Here is a 19,045-nt window from a genome sequence, read left to right as displayed (position 1 = left end):
AAAAAATGATAATACTGGTTTCGTGGCAATCATCTTTCCAAAAATCGGGAGAATAATGGATCGATTAAGCGCGATGGCGCTGCTGGTGAAAGTGACCGAGCTGGGGAGTATGTCGGCAGCGGCGCGGGCGCTGAATATGCCGTTGACCACCGTCAGCCGCCATATCGGCGAGCTGGAGAACGCGCTGGGGGTGCGCCTGCTGGCGCGGACCACCCGCAAACTGACGCTCACCGACGCCGGGGTCGATTATGTCGCTGCCGCGCGGCGGATCCTTGAGGAGGTGGAAAACGCCGAACGCCAGGCGACGGGCGAGTATCAGGAACCGAAAGGCGAGCTGGTGATCTCTGCGCCGACAATGTTTGGGCGCCAGCACGTTCTCCCGGTGATCGCTGAATTCATCGCCCGTTACCCGCAGATTCACGTCCGTTTGCTGCTCAGCGATCGTAACGCCGACCTGGTGGGCGACCATATCGATCTGGCGGTGCGGATAGGCGACCTGGCGGACAGCAGCATGGTGGCCACCCGCCTTGGCAGGATGCGCATTGTGGCCTGCGCCCATCCGGCGCTGCTGGCGAAATACGGCGAGCCGCAGCGGCCGCGCGATCTGGCGGCGCTGCCGATCATCCGCATTGAATCGCCGATGCCCTATCGCGGCTGGCGCTTTCGCGCCGCTGAGCGCGAGGACCAGTTGATTAACCTGCCGCCGGCGTTATCGGTCACCACGCCGGAGAGCGCTGCCGATGCCGCGCGGCTGGGGGTGGGCGTAGCTCGCTTACTGCACTATCAGGCGCTGGACGGCCTGCGACAGGGTGAGCTCCGTCTGCTGCTGGAGCGCGTCGAGCCGGAGCCGGCGCCGGTCCATTTGCTGTATACCGCCCGGGACCTGGCGCCGCTTAAGCTGCGAAAATTTATCGATTTTGCCGCGCCGGCGCTGCGTCAGGCGCTGCTGCGCATTGCCGGGGCCGCTTAGTGCGTCGCGGTCTTCAGCGGCGCCTCCTTTAACAGCCAGGAGAGGACAAACGCCACCGCCATAATGCAGGCCGCCATGAGGAACGCCGCGTGGATCGCCGCGCCGAAGGCGTCGAGATAGTCGAGGCGGATATCCGCGGGCAGGTGCTGCACCGCCACCGGATTCATTCCCGGCGGCAGTACCGCGCCTTCCGGCAACAGCTTTTGCAGGTTGCTCTGCAGCACGTGCGTGAACACCGCGCCAAACAGCGCCACGCCGATGGAGCCGCCGATCGAGCGGAACAGGGTCACGCCGGAGGTGGCGACGCCGTAAAGCTTCGCCGGCATCGCGTTCTGTACCGCCAGGACCAGCACCTGCATCACCAGCCCCAGACCCGCCCCCAGCACGCCGGTAAACAGGTACAGCTGCCACAGCGGTGAGTGAATGGTGATCCGGGTCAGCAGCACCATGCCGGTCACGCCAAGCAGGGTACCGAGGATCGGAAACAGGCGATATTTACCGGTACGGCTGATAATCCGCCCGCTGATAATCGAGGTCAGCAGCAGGCCTCCCATCAGGGGGATCAGCTGCAGCCCGGCCTCGGTGGGGGTCGCCTCCTTCACCACCTGCAGATAGAGCGGCAGGAAGGTGACTGATCCAAACAGCGACATGCCGATGACGAAGCCGATCAGACTGCACAGCAGGAAGCTGCGGTTGCGGAACAGCGACAGCGGAATAATCGGCTCGGCGGCCATTCGCTCTTCGTAGATAAAGCCGATGACCCCCACGATGCCGAAGGCCAGAATGCACCACAGCTGCGGGTCATTCCACGCATGAACGCTGCCCCCTTCCGAGGTAAACAGGATGATGCACAGCAGCGCCATGCTGAGGTAAATCGCCCCCAGCCAGTCAATCTCATGTTGGCTGCGTTTATTGCTGCTGTGGAATACCGCGCCGATCACCAGCAGCGCGAAGAGGCCCAGCGGCAGGTTGATGTAGAAGATCCAGCGCCAGGAGGCATGCTGCACCAAAAAGCCGCCGATCAGCGGGCCGATCACCGTCGCCAGGCCAAAAACGCCGCCGAACAGCCCCTGATAGCGGCCACGGCTGGCGGGCGGGATGACGTCGGCCACCGCCGCCATGCTGATGACCATCAGGCCGCCGCCGCCGAGCCCCTGCAGGCCGCGCATCAGCACCAGCTGGGTCATGTTCTGCGCCAGCCCGCAGAGGGCGGAGCCGACAAGAAACAGCCCAATCGCCACCTGCAGCACGATTTTGCGGCCGAACAGATCGCCGAATTTACCGTACAGCGGCACCGCGATGGTGGAGCTGAGGATATAGGCGGTAACCACCCAGGAAAGCTTGTCCAGCCCGCCCAGTTCGCCGACAATCGTCGGCAGCGCGGTGGAGACAATGGTCTGATCCAGCGCGGAGAGGAGCATCACCAGCAGCAAGGCGCTAAACAGCAGGCGTATCGACTGCACCGGTGGGTTCGCGACTTGAGAAGTCATCACAACACTCGCTTGATATTAATTAAATGCATAATTAATATTTAGTGAAAGAATGAGTCGGGTCAAGAGATCGCCATATCATGACAGCACAAAAGGATCAGGATACCCCCCGCCGCCCGGGGCGGCCGCGCGGTAAAAAACCGGGTACCGCCAACCGCGAACAGCTGATGGACATCGCCCTGACGCTGTTTGCCCGCGACGGCGCGGCCCGCGTGTCGTTGAACGCCATCGCCAAAGAGGCCGGGGTGACGCCGGCGATGCTGCATTACTATTTCAGTTCGCGGGATGCGCTGGTGACGCAGCTGATCGAAGAGCGCTTTATGCCGCTGCGCAACCACATCAGCCGCATCTTTGTCGACCATCCGCAGGACCCGGTGCTGGCGCTGACGATGATGGTCGAGACGCTGGCGCACATGGCGGAGAAAAACGCCTGGTTCGCGCCGCTGTGGATGCAGGAGATCATCGGCGAGATGCCGATCCTGCGTCAGCATATGGACGCCCGCTTCGGCGAGGAGCGTTTTCAGGTGATGCTGGAGGCGGTGCGCCGCTGGCAGCGGGAGGGCAAGATTAACCCGGCGCTGTCGCCGGAGCTGCTGTTTACCACGGTGATTAGCCTGGTGCTGGTGCCGTTTTCGCGCATCCACAGCGATCCGCGTTTACAGGCGGTTGACCGCCAGACCATCGTCAGCCACGCGCTGGCGTTAATGGGCCATGGCGTCGGGGGTTAAGGCGTGGTTTTGACGCTTTTGTAGCCCGGATAAGGCGCCACGCGCCGCCATCCGGGATTTTCCCTGCTCGCGCTACGCTTAGCAGGGCTACAGAAATAACGGCACAACCGTAAATTTCCCTGCTCGCACTGCGCTTAGCAGGGCCAGCACTCCCGTGTTATGTCCGGGCAGATTGCGCTCCCGATATTTCTTCTGCGTTATGCCTGGCATGGCGCAGGGAGCGCACAGGGGGCGGCCAGTCGCCGCCGTCCCCTGTACCCCCGGGCTCCGGCCAGCACCGGCAGTTTCAGTCGCGCAAGTGGGTAGCCGCTCGGCATCATGGCGGGCACAGCACGAACCGTAGGCCGGGTAAGGCGCAGCCGCCACCCGGCAAGAATACAGGTGCCGTGCCTGATATCCTGCCCGGCGGCGCTGCGCTTGCCGGTCCTGGGTGGGGCGAAACTACGGGAGAACTGTGTAGGCCGGATAAGGCATTTATGCCGCCATCCGGCACAATCACAGGTACGGTACCTGACCGCCCGGCGATATCAGGACCGTTACAGCGCCTTCGACAAATAGTGACGCTGCATTCCCGCATGCGGGAAGTCGGGCAGCGACATCTGCAGCTGATAGCCTAATTTCTGATAAAACGGCAGCGCCTGGAAGCTAAAGGTATCCACCAGCAGATGGCTGCAGCCCTGCGCCTGCGCCTGCCGCTCCGCCTCCTGCATCAGCTCGCTCCCCAGTCCGCGTCCGCGCGTCGCTTCGCTGACCCACAGATACTCAATGCACAGCCAGTTGCCCTTGCGTTTGGCAATCAACCCGCCCTGCATCACCCCTTGCGCATCGCGGGAGTAAACGCCCAGATCGCCAAACTGCGCCGCATCGAGATACTGCTGATTATAGTGCCGCAGACCGGCAAACAATTCTTGTTGGTCGTCGGGATTAATGCTTTTTGTAATAATTAACGCCATTAACTATCTCCAGTATCGCTGTGCCGAAAGGTTATTTTTCCTCTCCACTTTCACAAAAAATTCTTATTTTCTCCATGATTATTTGCCTTAATTTTTTGCGTTCTAAAAGTAAGCAAAAAAACCTTTCCATTATCGCGGCGGATCGTATAATGGGAAAAAATGAGAATGATCATTCTCACCACAAAACCAGAGGAGATGCGCTTTTCACCTCCTGAAGGCCGAAGAGGTTGGCTTCAGCGGAGACACAATAACAATCACGTTCAGGAACATCTGTGTTCCTTTTTTGTCATTTTCGCTTAGCCGAAAATGCCTCAGCGCCCAACCTATTCCCTCGTTTTTAAATAAACGGGGCGGACGTCTTATATCTTGAGAAAATATAATGAAATACATCATAGCTCCCATCGCGACAGCATTATTTCTCCTCAGCGGATGCGATAATGCGCAGACATCTGCCCCGCAGCAACCCACGCCGGAAGTGGGCGTGGTCACTCTGCAAAGCCAGCCGGTTCCGGTAGTCAGCCAGCTCACCGGCCGCACCACCGCCTCGCTCAGCGCCGAAGTACGCCCGCAGGTGGGCGGCATCATCCAGAAGCGCCTGTTTACCGAAGGCGATATGGTGAAGGCCGGGCAGGCCCTTTACCAGATCGATCCCTCCAGCTATCGCGCGACCTGGAATGAAGCGGCGGCGGCGCTGAAACAGGCCCAGGCGCTGGTGGTCTCCGATTGCCAGAAGGCTCAGCGCTACGCGTCGCTGGTCCGGGATAACGGCGTCTCCCGCCAGGATGCCGACGACGCCGCCTCCACCTGCGCCCAGGACAAGGCCAGCGTGGCATCGAAGAAAGCGGCGCTGGAGAGCGCGCGCATCAACCTGAACTGGACCACCGTCACCGCGCCGATTGCCGGGCGCATCGGCATCTCGTCGGTCACGCCGGGGGCGCTGGTCTCCGCCGATCAGGATACCGCGCTGGCGACGATCCGCGGGCTCGACACCATGTATGTCGATCTGACGCGATCCAGCGTCGATCTCCTGCGTTTACGCAAACAAAGCCTGGCCAGCAACAGCGATACCCTCAGCGTGACGTTAATCCTTGAAGATGGCAGCACCTACAGCGAAAAAGGGCGTCTGGCGCTCACCGAAGTCGCCGTCGATGAATCCACCGGCTCGGTAACCCTGCGCGCCATCTTCCCCAACCCGCAGCACGTCCTGCTGCCGGGGATGTTTGTCCGCGCGCGCATCGATGAAGGCATCATGAACGACGCGATCCTCGCCCCGCAGCAGGGGATTACCCGCGATGCCAAAGGCGACGCCACGGCGCTGGTGGTCGATGCCGACAACAAAGTTGCGCAGCGCGCCGTGGAAACCGGCGACACCTACGGCGATAAATGGCTGGTGCTGAGCGGCCTGAAAGCGGGCGACAAGCTGATCGTCGAAGGCACGGGTAAAGTGGCCCCAGGCCAGACGGTGAAGGCCGTTGCCGTCAACAATAACGGAGGCAACGCCTGATGTTCTCCCGTTTCTTCGTGCGTCGCCCGGTCTTTGCCTGGGTGATCGCCATTCTGATTATGCTCGCCGGCGTGCTGGCGATCCGCACTCTGCCGGTAGGCCAGTACCCGGACGTCGCCCCGCCGGCGGTGAAAATCTCCGCCACCTACACCGGCGCCTCCGCCGAAACCCTGGAGAACAGCGTCACCCAGGTGATCGAGCAGCAGCTTACCGGCCTCGACCATCTGCTCTACTTCAGCTCCACCAGCAGCTCCGACGGCTCGGTCAGCATCACCGTCACCTTTGAGCAGGGGACCGACCCGGACACCGCCCAGGTGCAGGTGCAGAACAAAGTCCAGCAGGCGGAATCGCGGCTGCCGAGCGAAGTCCAGCAGTCCGGCGTGACGGTGGAAAAATCGCAGAGCAGCTTCCTGCTGATCCTCGCGGTGTATGACAAAACCGACCGCGCCACCAGCTCCGATATCTCCGACTGGCTGGTCAGCAACCTGCAGGACCCGCTGGCGCGCGTAGAGGGCGTCGGCAGCCTGCAGGTGTTCGGCGCCGAATACGCGATGCGCGTCTGGATGGACCCGACTAAACTCGCCTCCTACTCGCTGATGCCTTCCGACGTCCAGTCGGCGATTGAGGCGCAAAACGTGCAGGTCTCCGCCGGTAAAATCGGCGCCCTGCCATCGTCCAGCGCCCAGCAGCTGACCGCCACCGTGCGCGCGCAGTCGCGGCTGCAAACCCCTGACCAGTTCAAAGCGATCATCGTGAAAAGCCAGGCCGACGGCTCGGTGGTGCGCCTGAGCGATGTCGCACGGGTGGAGATGGGCAGCGAGGATTACACCGCTACCGCCAATCTCAACGGCCACCCGGCCGCCGGGATCGCGGTGATGATGGCCCCCGGCGCCAACGCGCTGGACACCGCGACCCTGGTGAAAAGCAAAATCGCCGAATTCCAGCGTCAGATGCCGCAGGGCTACGATATCGCCTATCCAAAGGACAGCACCGAGTTCATCAAAATCTCGGTCGAAGACGTGATTCAGACCCTTTTCGAAGCGATTATCCTCGTGGTCTGCGTGATGTATCTGTTCCTGCAGAACTTCCGCGCCACGCTGATCCCGGCGGTGGCGGTCCCGGTGGTGCTGCTCGGCACCTTCGGCGTGCTGGCGCTGTTCGGCTACTCGATTAACACCCTGACGCTGTTCGCCATGGTGCTGGCGATCGGCCTGCTGGTGGACGACGCCATCGTGGTGGTGGAGAACGTTGAGCGCATTATGCGCGACGAAGGGCTGCCCGCCCGGGAAGCCACCGAAAAATCGATGGGCGAAATCTCCGGCGCGCTGGTGGCGATCGCCCTGGTGCTGTCGGCGGTCTTTCTGCCGATGGCCTTCTTCGGCGGCTCGACCGGGGTCATTTATCGCCAGTTCTCGGTGACCATTATCTCGGCGATGATGCTGTCGGTGGTGGTGGCCCTGACCCTCACCCCGGCGCTGTGCGGCGCGCTGCTCAGCCACTCCAGGCCTCATACCAAAGGGTTCTTCGGCGCGTTTAACCGCCTGTGGGGGCGCACTGAAGCGGGCTACCAGCGCCGCGTGCTCGGCGGCCTGCGCCGTGGCGCGGTGATGATGGGCGCTTACGTCCTGATTTGCGGGGCGATGGCGCTGGCGATGTGGAAACTGCCGGGCAGCTTTCTGCCGGTGGAGGACCAGGGGGAGATCATGGTCCAGTACACCCTGCCCGCCGGGGCCACCGCGGTGCGTACCGCCGAGGTGCGTCGCCAGGTCACCGACTGGTTCCTGACCAAAGAGAAAGCCAATACCAACGTCATTTTCACCGTCGACGGCTTCAGCTTTAGCGGCAGCGGTCAGAACGCCGGGATGGCCTTCGTGTCGCTGAACAACTGGTCGCAGCGCAAAGGCGACGACAATACCGCCCAGGCCATCGCCCTGCGCGCCAATAAAGAGCTGGGGACGATCCGCGACGCCACCCTGTTCGCCATGACCCCGCCGTCGGTGGACGGTCTCGGACAGAGCAACGGCTTCACCTTCGAGCTGATGGCCAGCGGCGGTACCGACCGCGACAGCCTGATGAAGCTGCGCAGTCAGCTGCTGGCGGCGGCCAACCAGAGCGGCGAGCTGCAGTCGGTGCGCGCCAACGACCTGCCGCAGATGCCGCAGCTGCAGGTGGATATCGATAACAACAAAGCGGTCTCGCTGGGGCTGTCGCTGAGCGACGTGACCGATACGCTCTCCAGCGCCTGGGGCGGTACCTACGTGAATGACTTTATCGACCGCGGCCGGGTGAAGAAGGTGTACATCCAGGGCGAGAGCGACGCGCGCGCCGTGCCCTCCGACCTCGGCAAATGGTTCGTTCGCGGCAGCGATAACAGCATGACGCCCTTCTCCGCCTTCGCCACCACCCACTGGCAATACGGCCCGGAAAGCCTGGTGCGCTACAACGGCTCCGCCGCCTTTGAGATCCAGGGCGAAAACGCCGCCGGCTTCAGCTCCGGCGCGGCGATGGACAAGATGGAAAAGCTGGCCGACAGCCTGCCGGCGGGCTCCACCTGGGCGTGGAGCGGCATTTCGCTGCAGGAAAAGCTGGCCAGCGGCCAGGCGATGAGCCTGTACGCCATCTCGATTCTGGTGGTGTTCCTGTGCCTGGCGGCGCTGTATGAGAGCTGGTCGGTGCCGTTCTCGGTGATCATGGTCATCCCGCTCGGCCTGCTCGGCGCGGCGCTGGCGGCGACGCTGCGCGGCTTAAGCAACGACGTCTACTTCCAGGTGGCGCTGCTGACCACCATCGGCCTGTCGTCGAAGAACGCCATCCTGATCGTGGAGTTCGCTGAATCCGCAGTGGATGAGGGTTATTCGCTCTCCCGGGCGGCGATCCGCGCCGCGCAGACCCGTCTGCGCCCAATTGTCATGACCTCGCTGGCGTTTATCGCCGGGGTGCTGCCGCTGGCCATCGCCACCGGCGCCGGGGCCAACAGCCGCGTGGCGATCGGCACCGGCATCATCGGCGGCACCCTGACGGCCACCCTGCTGGCGGTGTTCTTCGTACCGCTGTTCTTCGTGCTGGTGAAACGCTTCTTCACCCGCCAACGTCCTTCTCAGGAGTAAGGTATGTTTCGTTTGAGTTTTATGTTTATAGCGCTCCTGACCGCGGGCTGCGTCTCGCTTGACCCGCATTATGATCGCCCGGCCGCACCGGTGCCGGCTACCCTGCCCGGGGCGCACGGCGAATCGACGGCGGTGGTCGGCGACTGGCAGAAAGTGGTCAATGACGCGCGGCTGAAAAAAGTGGTCAGTATCGCGCTGAACAGCAACCGCGATGTGCAAAAGGCGCTGGCCGATATCGAGGCCGCGCGCGCCCAGTACGGCGAGACGCGGGCGTCGCTGTTTCCCACCGTCGATGCCGAGCTGAGCCATACCCGCAGCAAAACGGTGGCCAGCGGCCTGAGCTCCGCTTCGCAGGCCGACGGGGCGGTCTCCAGCTTCGAGCTGGATCTGTTTGGCAAGAACCAGAGCCTGTCGCGCGCGGCGCGCGAAACCTGGCTTGCCAGCGAATTCACCGCGCAGAATACCCGGCTGACGATGATTGCTGATTTGACCACCGCCTGGGTGACCCTGGCGACGGATAACAGCAATCTGGCGCTGGCGCAGCAGACCATGGACAGCGCAGCAAACTCGCGCAACATCGTCGCCCGTCAGATGGCGGTGGGCACCGCCTCCGCCGGCGATTTAAGCTCGGCGGAAAGCGTCTATCAGCAGGCACGCGCCAGCGTCGCCAGCTACCGCACGCTGGTGGCGCAGGATAAAAACGCTATTAACCTGCTGGCGGGGGAAACCGTGCCGGAGAGCCTGCTGCCCGGCACCCTCGACAGTCTCGGGGATAACTGCATCGCCCTGGTGCCGGCGGGGGTGTCATCGTCGGTGCTGCTGCGCCGGCCGGATATTCAGGAAGCGGAGCATAATCTGAAGAGCGCCAATGCCGATATCGGCGCGGCGCGGGCGAACTTCTTCCCGTCGATTTCCCTGACCGCCAGCGCCGGCGTCGGCAGCGACTCGCTGTCGTCGCTGTTCAGCCACGGGATGCAGGTGTGGTCGTTCGCCCCCTCCATCAGCCTGCCGCTGTTCACCGGCGGCAGCAACCTGGCGCAGTTGCGCTATGCGGAAGCGGAGAAGAAGGGGCTGATCGCCACCTACGAGAAATCGATTCAGAGCGCCTTTAAGGACGTTGCCGATGCGCTGGCGCGCCGGGAAACGCTAAATGAAGAGCTCGATGCCCAGCAACAGTATGTCGCCGCCGAGCAGACCTCGCTGGATATCGCCATGAAGAGCTATCAGGCTGGGGTCGGCGATTATCTGTCGGTGCTCACCGCCCAGCGCACGCTGTGGTCGGCGAAGACGACGCTGCTGTCCCTGCAGCAGACCGACCTCAATAACCGGATCACCCTCTGGCAGTCGCTGGGCGGCGGCGCCAGTTAATTTCACCCGCCGGGCGACCGCGCCCGGCTTCTGTAAGGAATCGTTATGCCACGTGTTTCCCTCTCCTGGGCGCTGATCCTCGGCCTGCTATCGGGCATTGGGCCGCTGTGCACGGATTTTTATCTGCCGGCGCTGCCGGAGATCACTCAGCAGCTGCAGGCCACCAGCACTCAGACCCAGCTGTCGCTGACCGCCGCGCTGATTGGCCTCGGCCTGGGTCAGCTGTTTTTCGGCCCGCTGAGCGACCGGATTGGCCGCCTGAAACCGCTGGCGCTGTCCCTGCTGTTGTTTATCTTCTCTTCGGCGATGTGCGCCCTGACCCGGGATATCAACATGCTGATTGTCTGGCGCTTTTTACAGGGCTTCGCCGGCGCCGGCGGCTCGGTGCTGTCGCGCTCCATCGCCCGCGATAAAAATCAGGGCACCCTGCTGACCCAGTTTTTCGCCCTGCTGATGACGGTGAACGGCATTGCGCCGGTCCTGTCCCCGGTGCTGGGCGGCTACGTGATCACCGCCTTCGACTGGCGAATTCTCTTCTGGACGATGGCCGCCATTGGCGGCGCGCTGCTGGTCATGAGCCTGACTATCCTGCGGGAAACGCGCCCGGCCGCGGCGACCCATGCCGCCCGCCAGCGGCCCGGCCAGCCGGTGCTGAAGAATCGTCGTTTTCTGCGCTTCTGCCTGATTCAGGCGTTTATGATGGCCGGGCTGTTCTCCTACATCGGCTCCTCTTCCTTCGTAATGCAGAGCGAATACGGCATGAGCGCCATGCAGTTCAGCCTGCTGTTTGGTCTGAACGGTATCGGGCTGATTATCGCGGCGATGATCTTTTCCCGTCTGGCGCGCCGCTTCAGCGCCGAAGGCCTGCTGCGCGGCGGCCTGACGCTGGCAGTGGGCTGCGCGGCGATCATGCTGCTGTTTGCCTGGCTGCAGCTGCCGGTTCTGGCGCTGGTCGGCCTGTTTTTTACCGTGTCGCTGATGAGCGGCATCAGTACCGTCGCCGGCGCGGAAGCGATGAGCGCCGTCGACGCCGCCCAGTCCGGGACCGCGTCCGCGCTGATGGGCACCCTGATGTTTGTTTTCGGCGGCATCGCCGCGCCGTTGGCGGGCCTCGGCGGCGAAACGATGCTGAAGATGAGCCTCGCGATGGCGATCTGCTACCTGCTGGCGCTGCTGATGGGGCTCAGCCAGCCGCGCGGCGCGCGCTAAACGCCAGGTGCGGTAATAAAATATTCCACCTTGATTACCGCACTATTTCCCGCCATCTCTACAATTCTCATATTATTCTCCTCGAACTAATCGTGATACTCTTCACAGGCAAGGAATAAATAATTCCTTATACTGCGCACGACTGAGAATAACGAGGTTTCTATGAGTATTGACCTGAGCAAACTGCTGACCGAGCGACGCAACGCCAACAGCGCCAACATTGACACCCTTTCCACCCTCGAGATGCTGACGGTGATAAACCGGGAAGACCAGCAGGTGGCCCAGGCGATTACGCCCTATCTGCCGCAGATTGCCGAGGTGGTGGATAAGGTCGCGACGGCGCTGCAGGCCGGTGGCCGCTTGATTTATATCGGCGCTGGCACCTCAGGGCGTCTGGGGATCCTCGATGCCAGCGAATGCCCGCCGACTTTTGGCACCCGCCCGGAGCAGGTGGTGGGGATCATCGCCGGCGGACATAAAGCGATTCTCAGCGCCGTGGAAAACGTGGAAGACAACAAAGCGCAGGGGGCGATGGATCTGCAGAACCTGAACTTCAGCAACCGCGATGTACTGGTGGGGCTGGCGGCCAGCGGACGCACGCCGTACGTCATTGGCGCCATGGAGTATGCCCATCGTCAGAATGCCTTTGTCGCCATCGTCAGCTGTAACCCGCATGGCGAAATGGCTCAGCTGGCGGACGTCGCCATCACCCCGGTGGTCGGCCCGGAGGTAGTGACCGGCTCGACCCGCCTGAAAGCCGGCACCGCGCAGAAGCTGGTGCTGAACATGATCTCCACCGGGGCGATGATCCGCGTCGGCAAGGTCTACAGCAACCTGATGGTCGACGTCGAAGCGACCAACGCCAAGCTGATTGAGCGCCAGGTTTCCATCGTGATGGAGGCGACCGACTGCGATCGCCCCACCGCCCAGAATGCGCTGGAGGCCTGCGGCCGTCACTGTAAAACGGCGATCGTGATGGTGCTCGCAGACTTAAGCGCCGAAGAGGCGCAGTCGCTGCTGGCGAAAAACAACGGCTACATCCGCAAGGCGCTCAGCAACACCTGAGCGCCGACAGACAGGTAACGGGCAATGGCAAAAATAACGAAAGAGATGATAGCGCGGATCCTCAGCCACGTGGGCGGCGCCGCAAACGTCGCGCAGGCAGGCAACTGCATGACGCGCCTGCGCTTGACCCTGCGCGATGAAGGCCTGGCCGACACCGCCGCCATCCGCCAGATTGACGGCGTGATGGGGGTGATCGTCAGCGACGAGCAGTTCCAGGTGGTGCTCGGCCCCGGCAAGGCGCAAACCGCCGCCGAGATGATGAACGGCCTGCTGGAGGAGGCGCCCGCCGCGCCGACGCTGGCCGACGTCGCGGCGGAGAAAAAACAGGCGCTGAAGGGCAAGCAGACCAGCGCGGTGCAGAAGTTTCTCGCCAAATTCGCCACCATTTTTACGCCGCTGATCCCCGGCTTTATCGCCGTCGGGCTGCTGCTGGGCTTCGCCACCCTGGCGGAACAGGTTTTCGTCCTGGAGAACGCCCATCCGAACGCCAGCCTGGTGGCGCTGATTGGCTATATGAAGGTATTCAGCAAAGGGATGTTCACCTTCCTGAGTATCCTGATTGGCTATAACGCCCAGAAGGCGTTCGGCGGCTCCGGCGTGAACGGCGCGATTATCGCCTCGCTGTTCGTGCTGGGCTACAACCCGGAGGCGACCAGCGGCGTCTACGCCGGGATCTCCACCTTCTTCGGCCACGGTATCGATCCGCGCGGCAATATCATCGGCGTATTGATCGCCGCCATCCTTGGGGCGTGGGTTGAACGCCAGGTGCGGCGGGTCATGCCGGCCAACCTCGATATGATCCTCACCTCGGCGGTGACGCTGCTGATCATGGGCGCGGTGACCTTTACGGTGATCATGCCGATTGGCGGCTGGTTGTTTACCGGCATGTCGTGGCTGTTCCTGCATCTTAACGGCAATCCGTTTGGCTCGGCGGTGCTGGCCGGTCTGTTCCTGCTGGCGGTGATGTTCGGCGTCCATCAGGGGTTTGTCCCGGTCTATTTTGCGCTGGTGGATGCCCAGGGCTTTAACTCGCTGTTCCCAATCCTGGCGATGGCCGGGGCCGGGCAGGTGGGGGCGGCGCTGGCGCTGTTCTGGCGGGCGAAGCGCGATTCGCTGCTGCGAACCCAGATTAAGGGGGCGATTATTCCGGGCTTCCTCGGGATTGGCGAGCCGCTAATCTACGGCGTCACCCTGCCGCGGATGAAGCCGTTTGTCACCGCCTGCCTCGGCGGCGCCTGCGGCGGCTTCTTCGTCGGGCTGATCGCCTGGCTGGGGCTGCCGGTCGGCCTGAACACGGTGTTTGGTCCGTCCGGCCTGGTGGCGCTGCCGCTGATGACCTCCGGCAGCGGGATTTACGCCGGGATGGCGGTCTACGCCGGCGGACTGGCGGTCTCCTACCTGTGCGGCTTTGCGCTCACCTGGCTGTTCGGCAGTAAAAATGTCGATTTAAGTTAGAACGCGATTGTCGGTTAATGCCCGGCGGCGGCTTCGCCTTACCGGGCCTGCAAAATAGTTGTACCGCCGCGCCCGACTACCATTTCCTGCCCCGCCGCCCCGGGCGGGCGCATGCTATGATTCCCCTTTGTCATATTTCGCCAGAGGAAAAGATGGGCTCCAGCAAAAAAGGGATGCTGAACGTACTGATTGCCGCCGTGCTGTGGGGCAGTTCCGGGGTGTGCGCGCAGTTTATTATGCAGGAAAGCCAGATGTCGTCGCCGTTTCTGACCATGACGCGTCTGCTGTTCGCCGGGCTGATCCTGTTGATGCTCGGCTTTGTTCACGGCGACCGCATTTTCCGCGTGCTGCAAAACCGCCGCGACGCCTTCAGCCTGCTGTTTTTCTCGCTGTTTGGCGCGTTAACCGTGCAGTTCACCTTTCTGATGACCATTGAAAAATCGAATGCCGCCACGGCCACGGTGCTGCAGTTCCTGTCCCCGACGATCATCGTCGCCTGGTTCGCCCTCGCCCGTAAAGCGCGTCCCACTCCGCTGGTGCTGGGGGCTATCTGCACCTCGCTGGCTGGCACCTTTCTGCTGGTGACCCACGGCAACCCGACGACGCTGTCGATTTCGCCGGCGGCGCTGTTCTGGGGGATCGCCTCGGCGTTTGCCGCCGCGTTTTATACCACCTATCCCTCGTCGCTGATTGCCCGCTACGGGACGCTGCCGATCGTGGGATGGAGCATGCTGTTCGGCGGCGCGATGCTGCTGCCGTTTTATGGCGGCCAGGGCACCGATTTTGTGGTTAACGGCAGCCTGCTGTTAGCCTTTTTCTATCTGGTGGTGATCGGTACTTCGCTGACCTTCAGCCTTTATCTTAACGGCGCGCAGAAGATTGGCGGCGCCAAAGCCGGGATCCTCAGCTGTGCCGAACCGCTGAGCAGCGCCCTGCTGTCGCTTCTGCTGCTGGGGATCACCTTCACGCTGCCGGACTGGCTGGGCACGCTGCTGATCCTGGCCTCGGTGGTGCTGATCGCCATCGACTCGCGGCGGCGGGTGAGAGCCGCCTGAGGCGATGATAACAAACGCCTTTTCAACAAGTTAAATTAACCGCTATTTGCGTGTTTGCCCGCCTGCGCATATAGTTGACGGAAGCGATTACGGAAGGAGAAGCCTGATGAAAGCATGTTGGATGGTATGCCTGGTCACCGCCCTGAGCGCCACGTCGGCGTGGGCTGAATCACCGCTGCAAAGCCTGCAGTTCGAACAGCAAAAGCAGCAGGTGCTTAAAGCGGTGAAGGAAAAATGCGCGCCAGCAAGCCACCTCAGCGACAACGATTTTGCCAATAACGTGCTGGCGACCGACGGCAACAAGAACGCGGTCCGCGAAGCAACGCTGGCGAAAGAGCGCAATAACCAGAAAAGCTACCAGGCCGCGATCGACAAAATCGTCTGTCCGGCCAAATAGCCATCTCGGCATGACCGCCGTCCTGTCGTGGACAGACGGCGGGGGATCTCGGTGAGTGCTGCGTTTAGTGCTTCGGAATAATTAAATCGCCGCGCAGCGGGCTGCCGCCCGGGTTGTCCGTTTTCTCGGTCAACCAGTTGACGATCCGCGACGCCATCGCGTCCATGGAATATTCAATCGCCGGGATAGTCGGGATACCGGGCAGCTGTAACGATCCGGCGAGGCTAAACACCATCACATTTTGCGGAACGGCGCGGTTAAACGCCTGCAGCTGCGGCACCACGCGCTGCGCCTGCTGTTCATCGCTCACCAGCAGCGCATTAAAGTTCAGCGTCGTGGCGTTATTGACCAGCTCCTGCACCGCCACCGACGGCGAGGTGTTATCCAAAAACACCAGATTGCGATTAAACGGCAAAAAGTTTTTTTCCAGCGCGTGCTTGTAGCCCAGCAGCACCTGATCGGCGAAGCCGCTGCTCTGGGGATGGATCAGCGCAATCTGCCTTCTGCCCTGGCTTATCAGATAGTGACAGGCGGTTTCGGCGGCGAAGGCGTGATCGAACTGAATGCTGTTTTCGCCCTCGCTGTCGAGGCAGTCCACCAGCACCACGTCCGGGCGGTTAATATTCAGAGGAAAACGCGCGCCGATGATCAGCACGTTATCGCACAGCCCGCAGGTCAACTCCTCCAGCGAGTTCATCACGCCGCTGCTGGTGTTGGCGAAGCGCAGCAGCAGGTGCTTCTGGTGCTGGCTGAGCTGTTTTTCCAGGGCGTAGAGATAGCTGGTGGTTTGATTGATATTGTCCTGGGCGCAGATGACGCCGATGCAGCCGGTGGACTGGCTAAGCAACGACTGGGCTATCATGTTTGGCCGGTAATTGAGCGTTTCCGCCGCCTGCAGCACCGCCTGACGACTGGCCTCCTTCACGCCACGTGAGCCGCTCAACACTCGCGACACCGTGGCTTTGGAAACCCCGGCAAGTCGTGAAACATCATTGATTGTCGACATCATTTTCCCCTGCGCGGGCGCCGCGCCCCGCTAAAATCCCGTAAACCTGAATCGCTTCAATTATGACCAGCGCAGTATATCCATTTCGCCATTTGTTTGGAAACCGATTTTCCATTTCAGCGCAAAACATCGCCAAATCGACAGAATAATGTGAGCCAAATCCAATAAATCCGCCCCATAAGCAGGAGATCTTGACCACTATCACAGTTCTGCTTTTTATAAATGGAAACCGGTTTCCGTCTGATATCAAATCATCCACGCAATAACTTTTTACATTTTGAGGATGGTCGTCGATGTACAAGATTATGCTGTGCTGTTCTGCCGGAATGTCCACCAGTCTGCTGGTCAGAAAGATGGTGGAGGCGGCGAATGAACGTGATCTGCCGGTGCAGATTGACGCCTATGGCGTTTCCGAATTTGACATCCAGTTTCCGCAGTATCAGGTGGTGTTGCTTGGCCCCCAGGTGAAATACATGTTGAAAACCCTGTCTGACAAAGCGGCTTCCCTCAACATTCCGGTTCAGCCCATCGATACGATGGACTACGGTATGCAGCGGGGAGACAACGTCCTGAATTATGCTCTGTCGCTGATCCCAGCGGCGCACTGAGAGGTGTTGAAATGAGTTCTCTGTATCAGTCCATGATTGCCGTGATCGAGCAATCTATTACTCCGCTGGCAGGACGCCTTGGGCAGCAGAAATATGTTATCGCTATCCGCGATGGCTTCACTGCCGCATTGCCGTTTATGATCATCGGCTCTTTCATGCTGGTATTTATCTTTCCGCCGTTTTCACCCGATACCACCAACGGCTTTGCCCGCGGCTGGCTCGATTTCTCCCAGCACTACCGCGAACAGCTGATGCTGCCGTTTAACCTCAGCATGGGCGTAATGACCTTCTTTATCTCGGTCGGCATTGGCGCCAGCCTCGGTCGTCAGTTTCAGCTCGATCCGGTGATGTCCGGTCTGCTGGCGTTTATGGCCTTCCTGCTGGTCGCCGCGCCCTATGCCGATGGTAAAATTTCCACTCAGTATCTGTCCGGCCAGGGCATTTTTACCGCCCTGATCACCGCCATCTACTCCACCCGCGTCTACGCGTGGCTGAAGCAAAACAACATCACCATCCGTCTGCCGAAAGAGGTGCCGACCGGCGTCGCCCGTTCATTTGAAATCCTGATCCCGGTGCTGGTGGTGATTGGTACTTTGCATCCGCTGAACCTGTTTATCGAAGCGCAGACCGGGATGATCCTGCCGCAGGCGATCATGCATCTGCTGGAGCCGCTGGTTTCCGCCTCCGACTCGCTGCCGGCGATTTTGCTCTCCGTTCTGATGTGCCAGATTTTCTGGTTCGCCGGGATCCACGGCTCGCTGATTGTCACCGGCATTATGAACCCGTTCTGGATGGCCAACCTGTCGGCAAACCAGGCGGCGCTGGCGGCCGGCACGGTGCTGCCGCACGTCTATCTGCAGGGTTTCTGGGATCACTATCTGCTGATTGGCGGCGTCGGTTCGACCCTGCCGCTGGCCTTCCTGCTGCTGCGTAGCCGGGCCACTCATCTGCGCACCATCGGCAAGATGGGCATCGTGCCGAGCTTCTTTAATATCAACGAGCCGATCCTGTTCGGGGCGCCGATCATCATGAACCCGATGATGTTTATCCCCTTCGTCTGCGTACCGATGGTCAACGCGGTGCTGGCTTACGGCGCGACGCGTCTTGGCTGGCTGAGCCAGGTGGTGTCTCTCACTCCGTGGACCACGCCGGCACCGATTGGCGCCTCGTGGGCGGCCAACTGGACGCTGAGCCCGGTAGTGATGTGCCTTATCTGCATGGTGATGTCGGCGGTGATTTACCTGCCGTTCCTGCGCGCCTATGAACGTTCCTTAATGAAAACCGAAGTTGAGAAAACCAAAAATAGCGTTCCGGTGGCAGAAACCGTTAGCTAATTCCTCTCCGCCCCGGAGAGATAATATGATGACAGCGTCATAATGCAGAAAAAGGACTTTCACTGCATTATTAAATAATAAAGACCTCAGGAATACACATGATTGAATTAGAAGATGCGGTAATGGAAATTATCGTCAATGCGGGACAGTCACGCTCATTATGTTTTGAAGCGCTGCATGCGGCCCGAACCGGAAATATCGACGAAGCGCGTTTACTCTTAAATGAGGCCGACGGTTACGCCCGCCGGGCGCATCAGATGCAGACCCAGCTCATCGAGCAGGATGCCGGTGAAGCGCGTCAGCCTATGACGCTTATTATGGTACATGCCCAGGATCATCTGATGAATTCGCTGCTGGCCCGCGAGTTCTCAGAAGAATTAATCCATCTGTACCAGCGTTAATTAATATGGAATAACGTCAGCGAGAATATTTCTCTCCGGCGTCGCTGTACCCTAAAAAAAACAAATCAGCTTATTTTGGTTATTTATTTTAGCCAGAATGGGATGGTTATTATCTGAAATATATTAATTATTAAAGCGAGATAACCATGAATACTGTGAAAAAACTGCCTTTAGCCATGGCGGTTGTCGCCGCGCTGTGCCCAATTTCCGTAATGGCGCAAGAATTTACTCAGGAACAGATCGACGCCATCGTCGCCAAAGCCGTTGATAAAGCGCTGGCCGACCGCCAGGCGAAAATTGACGCCGCGGCCGACAAAAAGGTCGACGTCATTACCAACCCGCAGACCACCGCCGCCTCGCCGGATGTGGCGATTCCGTTCGGCCTCAAGTTCAGT

The 19,045-nt window shown here is 60.8% G+C and carries 19 protein-coding genes and 1 pseudogene; 15 read left to right on the top strand and 5 right to left on the bottom strand.

Going from position 1 to position 19,045, the window contains the following annotated elements; genetic code table 11:
- Positions 1-55: 55 nt before the first annotated feature.
- Positions 56-970 carry a LysR substrate-binding domain-containing protein gene (locus ACOI7Z_RS12855; RefSeq protein ID WP_023291405.1) on the top strand — a complete coding sequence of 305 codons (915 nt, stop codon included), beginning with the start codon at positions 56-58 and terminating at the stop codon, positions 968-970.
- On the opposite strand, the gene ACOI7Z_RS12850 is transcribed toward ACOI7Z_RS12855, so the two are convergent.
- Complete coding sequence (locus ACOI7Z_RS12850; protein ID WP_032454395.1) at positions 967-2,460, bottom strand: MDR family MFS transporter; 1,494 nt, start codon at positions 2,458-2,460, stop codon at positions 967-969. The two genes, ACOI7Z_RS12855 and ACOI7Z_RS12850, sit on opposite strands and share 4 nt — an antisense overlap.
- A gap of 80 nt (positions 2,461-2,540) precedes the next feature.
- Between ACOI7Z_RS12850 and ACOI7Z_RS12845 the strand changes: the two genes are divergently transcribed.
- A complete protein-coding gene (locus ACOI7Z_RS12845; protein WP_023291407.1) occupies positions 2,541-3,188 on the top strand; it encodes a TetR/AcrR family transcriptional regulator in 648 nt (215 codons plus the stop codon).
- Between the two features lie 536 nt (positions 3,189-3,724).
- Here ACOI7Z_RS12845 and ACOI7Z_RS12840 read toward each other — a convergent pair.
- Positions 3,725-4,141, bottom strand: a complete 417-nt coding sequence (locus ACOI7Z_RS12840; protein ID WP_032454397.1) for a GNAT family N-acetyltransferase — start codon at positions 4,139-4,141, stop codon at positions 3,725-3,727.
- On the opposite strand from ACOI7Z_RS12840, the gene ACOI7Z_RS12835 reads away from it, so the two are divergent.
- On the top strand, positions 4,116-4,232 hold the full coding sequence (locus ACOI7Z_RS12835; RefSeq protein WP_065882911.1) for a hypothetical protein: 117 nt from the start codon (positions 4,116-4,118) through the stop codon (positions 4,230-4,232). The two genes, ACOI7Z_RS12840 and ACOI7Z_RS12835, sit on opposite strands and share 26 nt — an antisense overlap.
- On the opposite strand, the gene ACOI7Z_RS12830 is transcribed toward ACOI7Z_RS12835, so the two are convergent.
- Positions 4,192-4,314 (bottom strand): hypothetical protein, encoded by a 123-nt coding sequence (locus ACOI7Z_RS12830; RefSeq protein WP_032454401.1) that lies wholly within the window; start codon positions 4,312-4,314, stop codon positions 4,192-4,194. The two genes, ACOI7Z_RS12835 and ACOI7Z_RS12830, sit on opposite strands and share 41 nt — an antisense overlap.
- A gap of 206 nt (positions 4,315-4,520) precedes the next feature.
- Here ACOI7Z_RS12830 and eefA point away from each other — a divergent pair, with 206 nt between their 5' ends.
- From eefA to ACOI7Z_RS12790, 8 genes are all read left to right on the top strand, one after another.
- Positions 4,521-5,645 (top strand): multidrug efflux RND transporter periplasmic adaptor subunit EefA, encoded by a 1,125-nt coding sequence (eefA, locus tag ACOI7Z_RS12825; protein ID WP_032454398.1) that lies wholly within the window; start codon positions 4,521-4,523, stop codon positions 5,643-5,645.
- Positions 5,645-8,752, top strand: a complete 3,108-nt coding sequence (eefB, locus tag ACOI7Z_RS12820; protein ID WP_060589905.1) for a multidrug efflux RND transporter permease subunit EefB — start codon at positions 5,645-5,647, stop codon at positions 8,750-8,752. Before eefA ends, eefB begins: the two co-directional genes overlap by 1 nt.
- Positions 8,753-8,755: 3 nt before the next feature.
- On the top strand, positions 8,756-10,120 hold the full coding sequence (gene eefC / locus ACOI7Z_RS12815; RefSeq protein ID WP_032454402.1) for a multidrug efflux RND transporter outer membrane subunit EefC: 1,365 nt from the start codon (positions 8,756-8,758) through the stop codon (positions 10,118-10,120).
- Positions 10,121-10,165: 45 nt separating this feature from the next.
- Positions 10,166-11,329: a multidrug effflux MFS transporter gene (locus tag ACOI7Z_RS12810; protein ID WP_087848709.1), complete on the top strand. Its 1,164-nt coding sequence runs from the start codon at positions 10,166-10,168 to the stop codon at positions 11,327-11,329.
- A 162-nt stretch (positions 11,330-11,491) separates the two neighbouring features.
- Complete coding sequence (gene murQ, locus ACOI7Z_RS12805) at positions 11,492-12,394, top strand: N-acetylmuramic acid 6-phosphate etherase (RefSeq protein WP_087776713.1); 903 nt, start codon at positions 11,492-11,494, stop codon at positions 12,392-12,394.
- Between the two features lie 24 nt (positions 12,395-12,418).
- On the top strand, positions 12,419-13,849 hold the full coding sequence (gene murP, locus ACOI7Z_RS12800) for a PTS N-acetylmuramic acid transporter subunit IIBC (protein ID WP_086076497.1): 1,431 nt from the start codon (positions 12,419-12,421) through the stop codon (positions 13,847-13,849).
- 152 nt (positions 13,850-14,001) lie between these two features.
- Positions 14,002-14,904 (top strand): DMT family transporter, encoded by a 903-nt coding sequence (locus tag ACOI7Z_RS12795; protein ID WP_283205528.1) that lies wholly within the window; start codon positions 14,002-14,004, stop codon positions 14,902-14,904.
- A gap of 106 nt (positions 14,905-15,010) precedes the next feature.
- Positions 15,011-15,301: a YicS family protein gene (locus ACOI7Z_RS12790; RefSeq protein WP_023291415.1), complete on the top strand. Its 291-nt coding sequence runs from the start codon at positions 15,011-15,013 to the stop codon at positions 15,299-15,301.
- A gap of 64 nt (positions 15,302-15,365) precedes the next feature.
- Here the strand turns inward: ACOI7Z_RS12790 and ACOI7Z_RS12785 are convergent, their stop codons facing one another.
- Both ACOI7Z_RS12785 and ACOI7Z_RS12780 read right to left on the bottom strand, forming a co-directional pair.
- The gene (locus ACOI7Z_RS12785; RefSeq protein ID WP_032429020.1) at positions 15,366-16,307 is read right to left on the bottom strand and encodes a LacI family DNA-binding transcriptional regulator; all 942 of its coding nucleotides are present in this window, start codon (positions 16,305-16,307) and stop codon (positions 15,366-15,368) included.
- Positions 16,291-16,608: a hypothetical protein gene (locus tag ACOI7Z_RS12780; RefSeq protein WP_124070018.1), complete on the bottom strand. Its 318-nt coding sequence runs from the start codon at positions 16,606-16,608 to the stop codon at positions 16,291-16,293. The genes ACOI7Z_RS12785 and ACOI7Z_RS12780 overlap by 17 nt, the downstream gene beginning before the upstream one ends.
- Here ACOI7Z_RS12780 and ACOI7Z_RS12775 point away from each other — a divergent pair.
- From ACOI7Z_RS12775 to ACOI7Z_RS12760, 4 genes and pseudogenes are all read left to right on the top strand, one after another.
- Positions 16,601-16,915: a PTS sugar transporter subunit IIB gene (locus tag ACOI7Z_RS12775; protein WP_023291423.1), complete on the top strand. Its 315-nt coding sequence runs from the start codon at positions 16,601-16,603 to the stop codon at positions 16,913-16,915. The genes ACOI7Z_RS12780 and ACOI7Z_RS12775 overlap by 8 nt on opposite strands.
- A gap of 11 nt (positions 16,916-16,926) precedes the next feature.
- Positions 16,927-18,249 carry a PTS sugar transporter subunit IIC gene (locus ACOI7Z_RS12770; protein ID WP_023291424.1) on the top strand — a complete coding sequence of 441 codons (1,323 nt, stop codon included), beginning with the start codon at positions 16,927-16,929 and terminating at the stop codon, positions 18,247-18,249.
- A gap of 98 nt (positions 18,250-18,347) precedes the next feature.
- Entirely contained in the window at positions 18,348-18,650 is a 303-nt protein-coding gene (locus ACOI7Z_RS12765) for a PTS lactose/cellobiose transporter subunit IIA (RefSeq protein ID WP_004205145.1), read from the top strand.
- Positions 18,651-18,796: 146 nt separating this feature from the next.
- Positions 18,797-19,045 (top strand): annotated as a pseudogene (locus tag ACOI7Z_RS12760) (hypothetical protein); the annotation flags it as partial.

The sequence above is a fragment of the Klebsiella sp. C283 genome (genome assembly GCF_048822555.1).
GTDB classification, from domain to species: Bacteria; Pseudomonadota; Gammaproteobacteria; order Enterobacterales; family Enterobacteriaceae; genus Klebsiella; species Klebsiella quasipneumoniae.
Note: the sequence above shows the minus strand (reverse complement) of the source record. Positions and strands in the feature narration are given on the sequence as shown.

Coding starts and splice junctions, on each gene's coding strand:
- ACOI7Z_RS12855 (WP_023291405.1), top strand. CDS start 56: ATGGATCGATTAAGCGCGATGGCGCTGCTGGTGAAAGTGACCGAGCTG.
- ACOI7Z_RS12850 (WP_032454395.1), bottom strand. CDS start 2,460: ATGACTTCTCAAGTCGCGAACCCACCGGTGCAGTCGATACGCCTGCTG.
- ACOI7Z_RS12845 (WP_023291407.1), top strand. CDS start 2,541: ATGACAGCACAAAAGGATCAGGATACCCCCCGCCGCCCGGGGCGGCCG.
- ACOI7Z_RS12835 (WP_065882911.1), top strand. CDS start 4,116: ATGCTTTTTGTAATAATTAACGCCATTAACTATCTCCAGTATCGCTGT.
- ACOI7Z_RS12840 (WP_032454397.1), bottom strand. CDS start 4,141: ATGGCGTTAATTATTACAAAAAGCATTAATCCCGACGACCAACAAGAA.
- ACOI7Z_RS12830 (WP_032454401.1), bottom strand. CDS start 4,314: ATGATCATTCTCATTTTTTCCCATTATACGATCCGCCGCGATAATGGA.
- eefA (WP_032454398.1), top strand. CDS start 4,521: ATGAAATACATCATAGCTCCCATCGCGACAGCATTATTTCTCCTCAGC.
- eefB (WP_060589905.1), top strand. CDS start 5,645: ATGTTCTCCCGTTTCTTCGTGCGTCGCCCGGTCTTTGCCTGGGTGATC.
- eefC (WP_032454402.1), top strand. CDS start 8,756: ATGTTTCGTTTGAGTTTTATGTTTATAGCGCTCCTGACCGCGGGCTGC.
- ACOI7Z_RS12810 (WP_087848709.1), top strand. CDS start 10,166: ATGCCACGTGTTTCCCTCTCCTGGGCGCTGATCCTCGGCCTGCTATCG.
- murQ (WP_087776713.1), top strand. CDS start 11,492: ATGAGTATTGACCTGAGCAAACTGCTGACCGAGCGACGCAACGCCAAC.
- murP (WP_086076497.1), top strand. CDS start 12,419: ATGGCAAAAATAACGAAAGAGATGATAGCGCGGATCCTCAGCCACGTG.
- ACOI7Z_RS12795 (WP_283205528.1), top strand. CDS start 14,002: ATGGGCTCCAGCAAAAAAGGGATGCTGAACGTACTGATTGCCGCCGTG.
- ACOI7Z_RS12790 (WP_023291415.1), top strand. CDS start 15,011: ATGAAAGCATGTTGGATGGTATGCCTGGTCACCGCCCTGAGCGCCACG.
- ACOI7Z_RS12785 (WP_032429020.1), bottom strand. CDS start 16,307: ATGTCGACAATCAATGATGTTTCACGACTTGCCGGGGTTTCCAAAGCC.
- ACOI7Z_RS12775 (WP_023291423.1), top strand. CDS start 16,601: ATGTACAAGATTATGCTGTGCTGTTCTGCCGGAATGTCCACCAGTCTG.
- ACOI7Z_RS12770 (WP_023291424.1), top strand. CDS start 16,927: ATGAGTTCTCTGTATCAGTCCATGATTGCCGTGATCGAGCAATCTATT.
- ACOI7Z_RS12765 (WP_004205145.1), top strand. CDS start 18,348: ATGATTGAATTAGAAGATGCGGTAATGGAAATTATCGTCAATGCGGGA.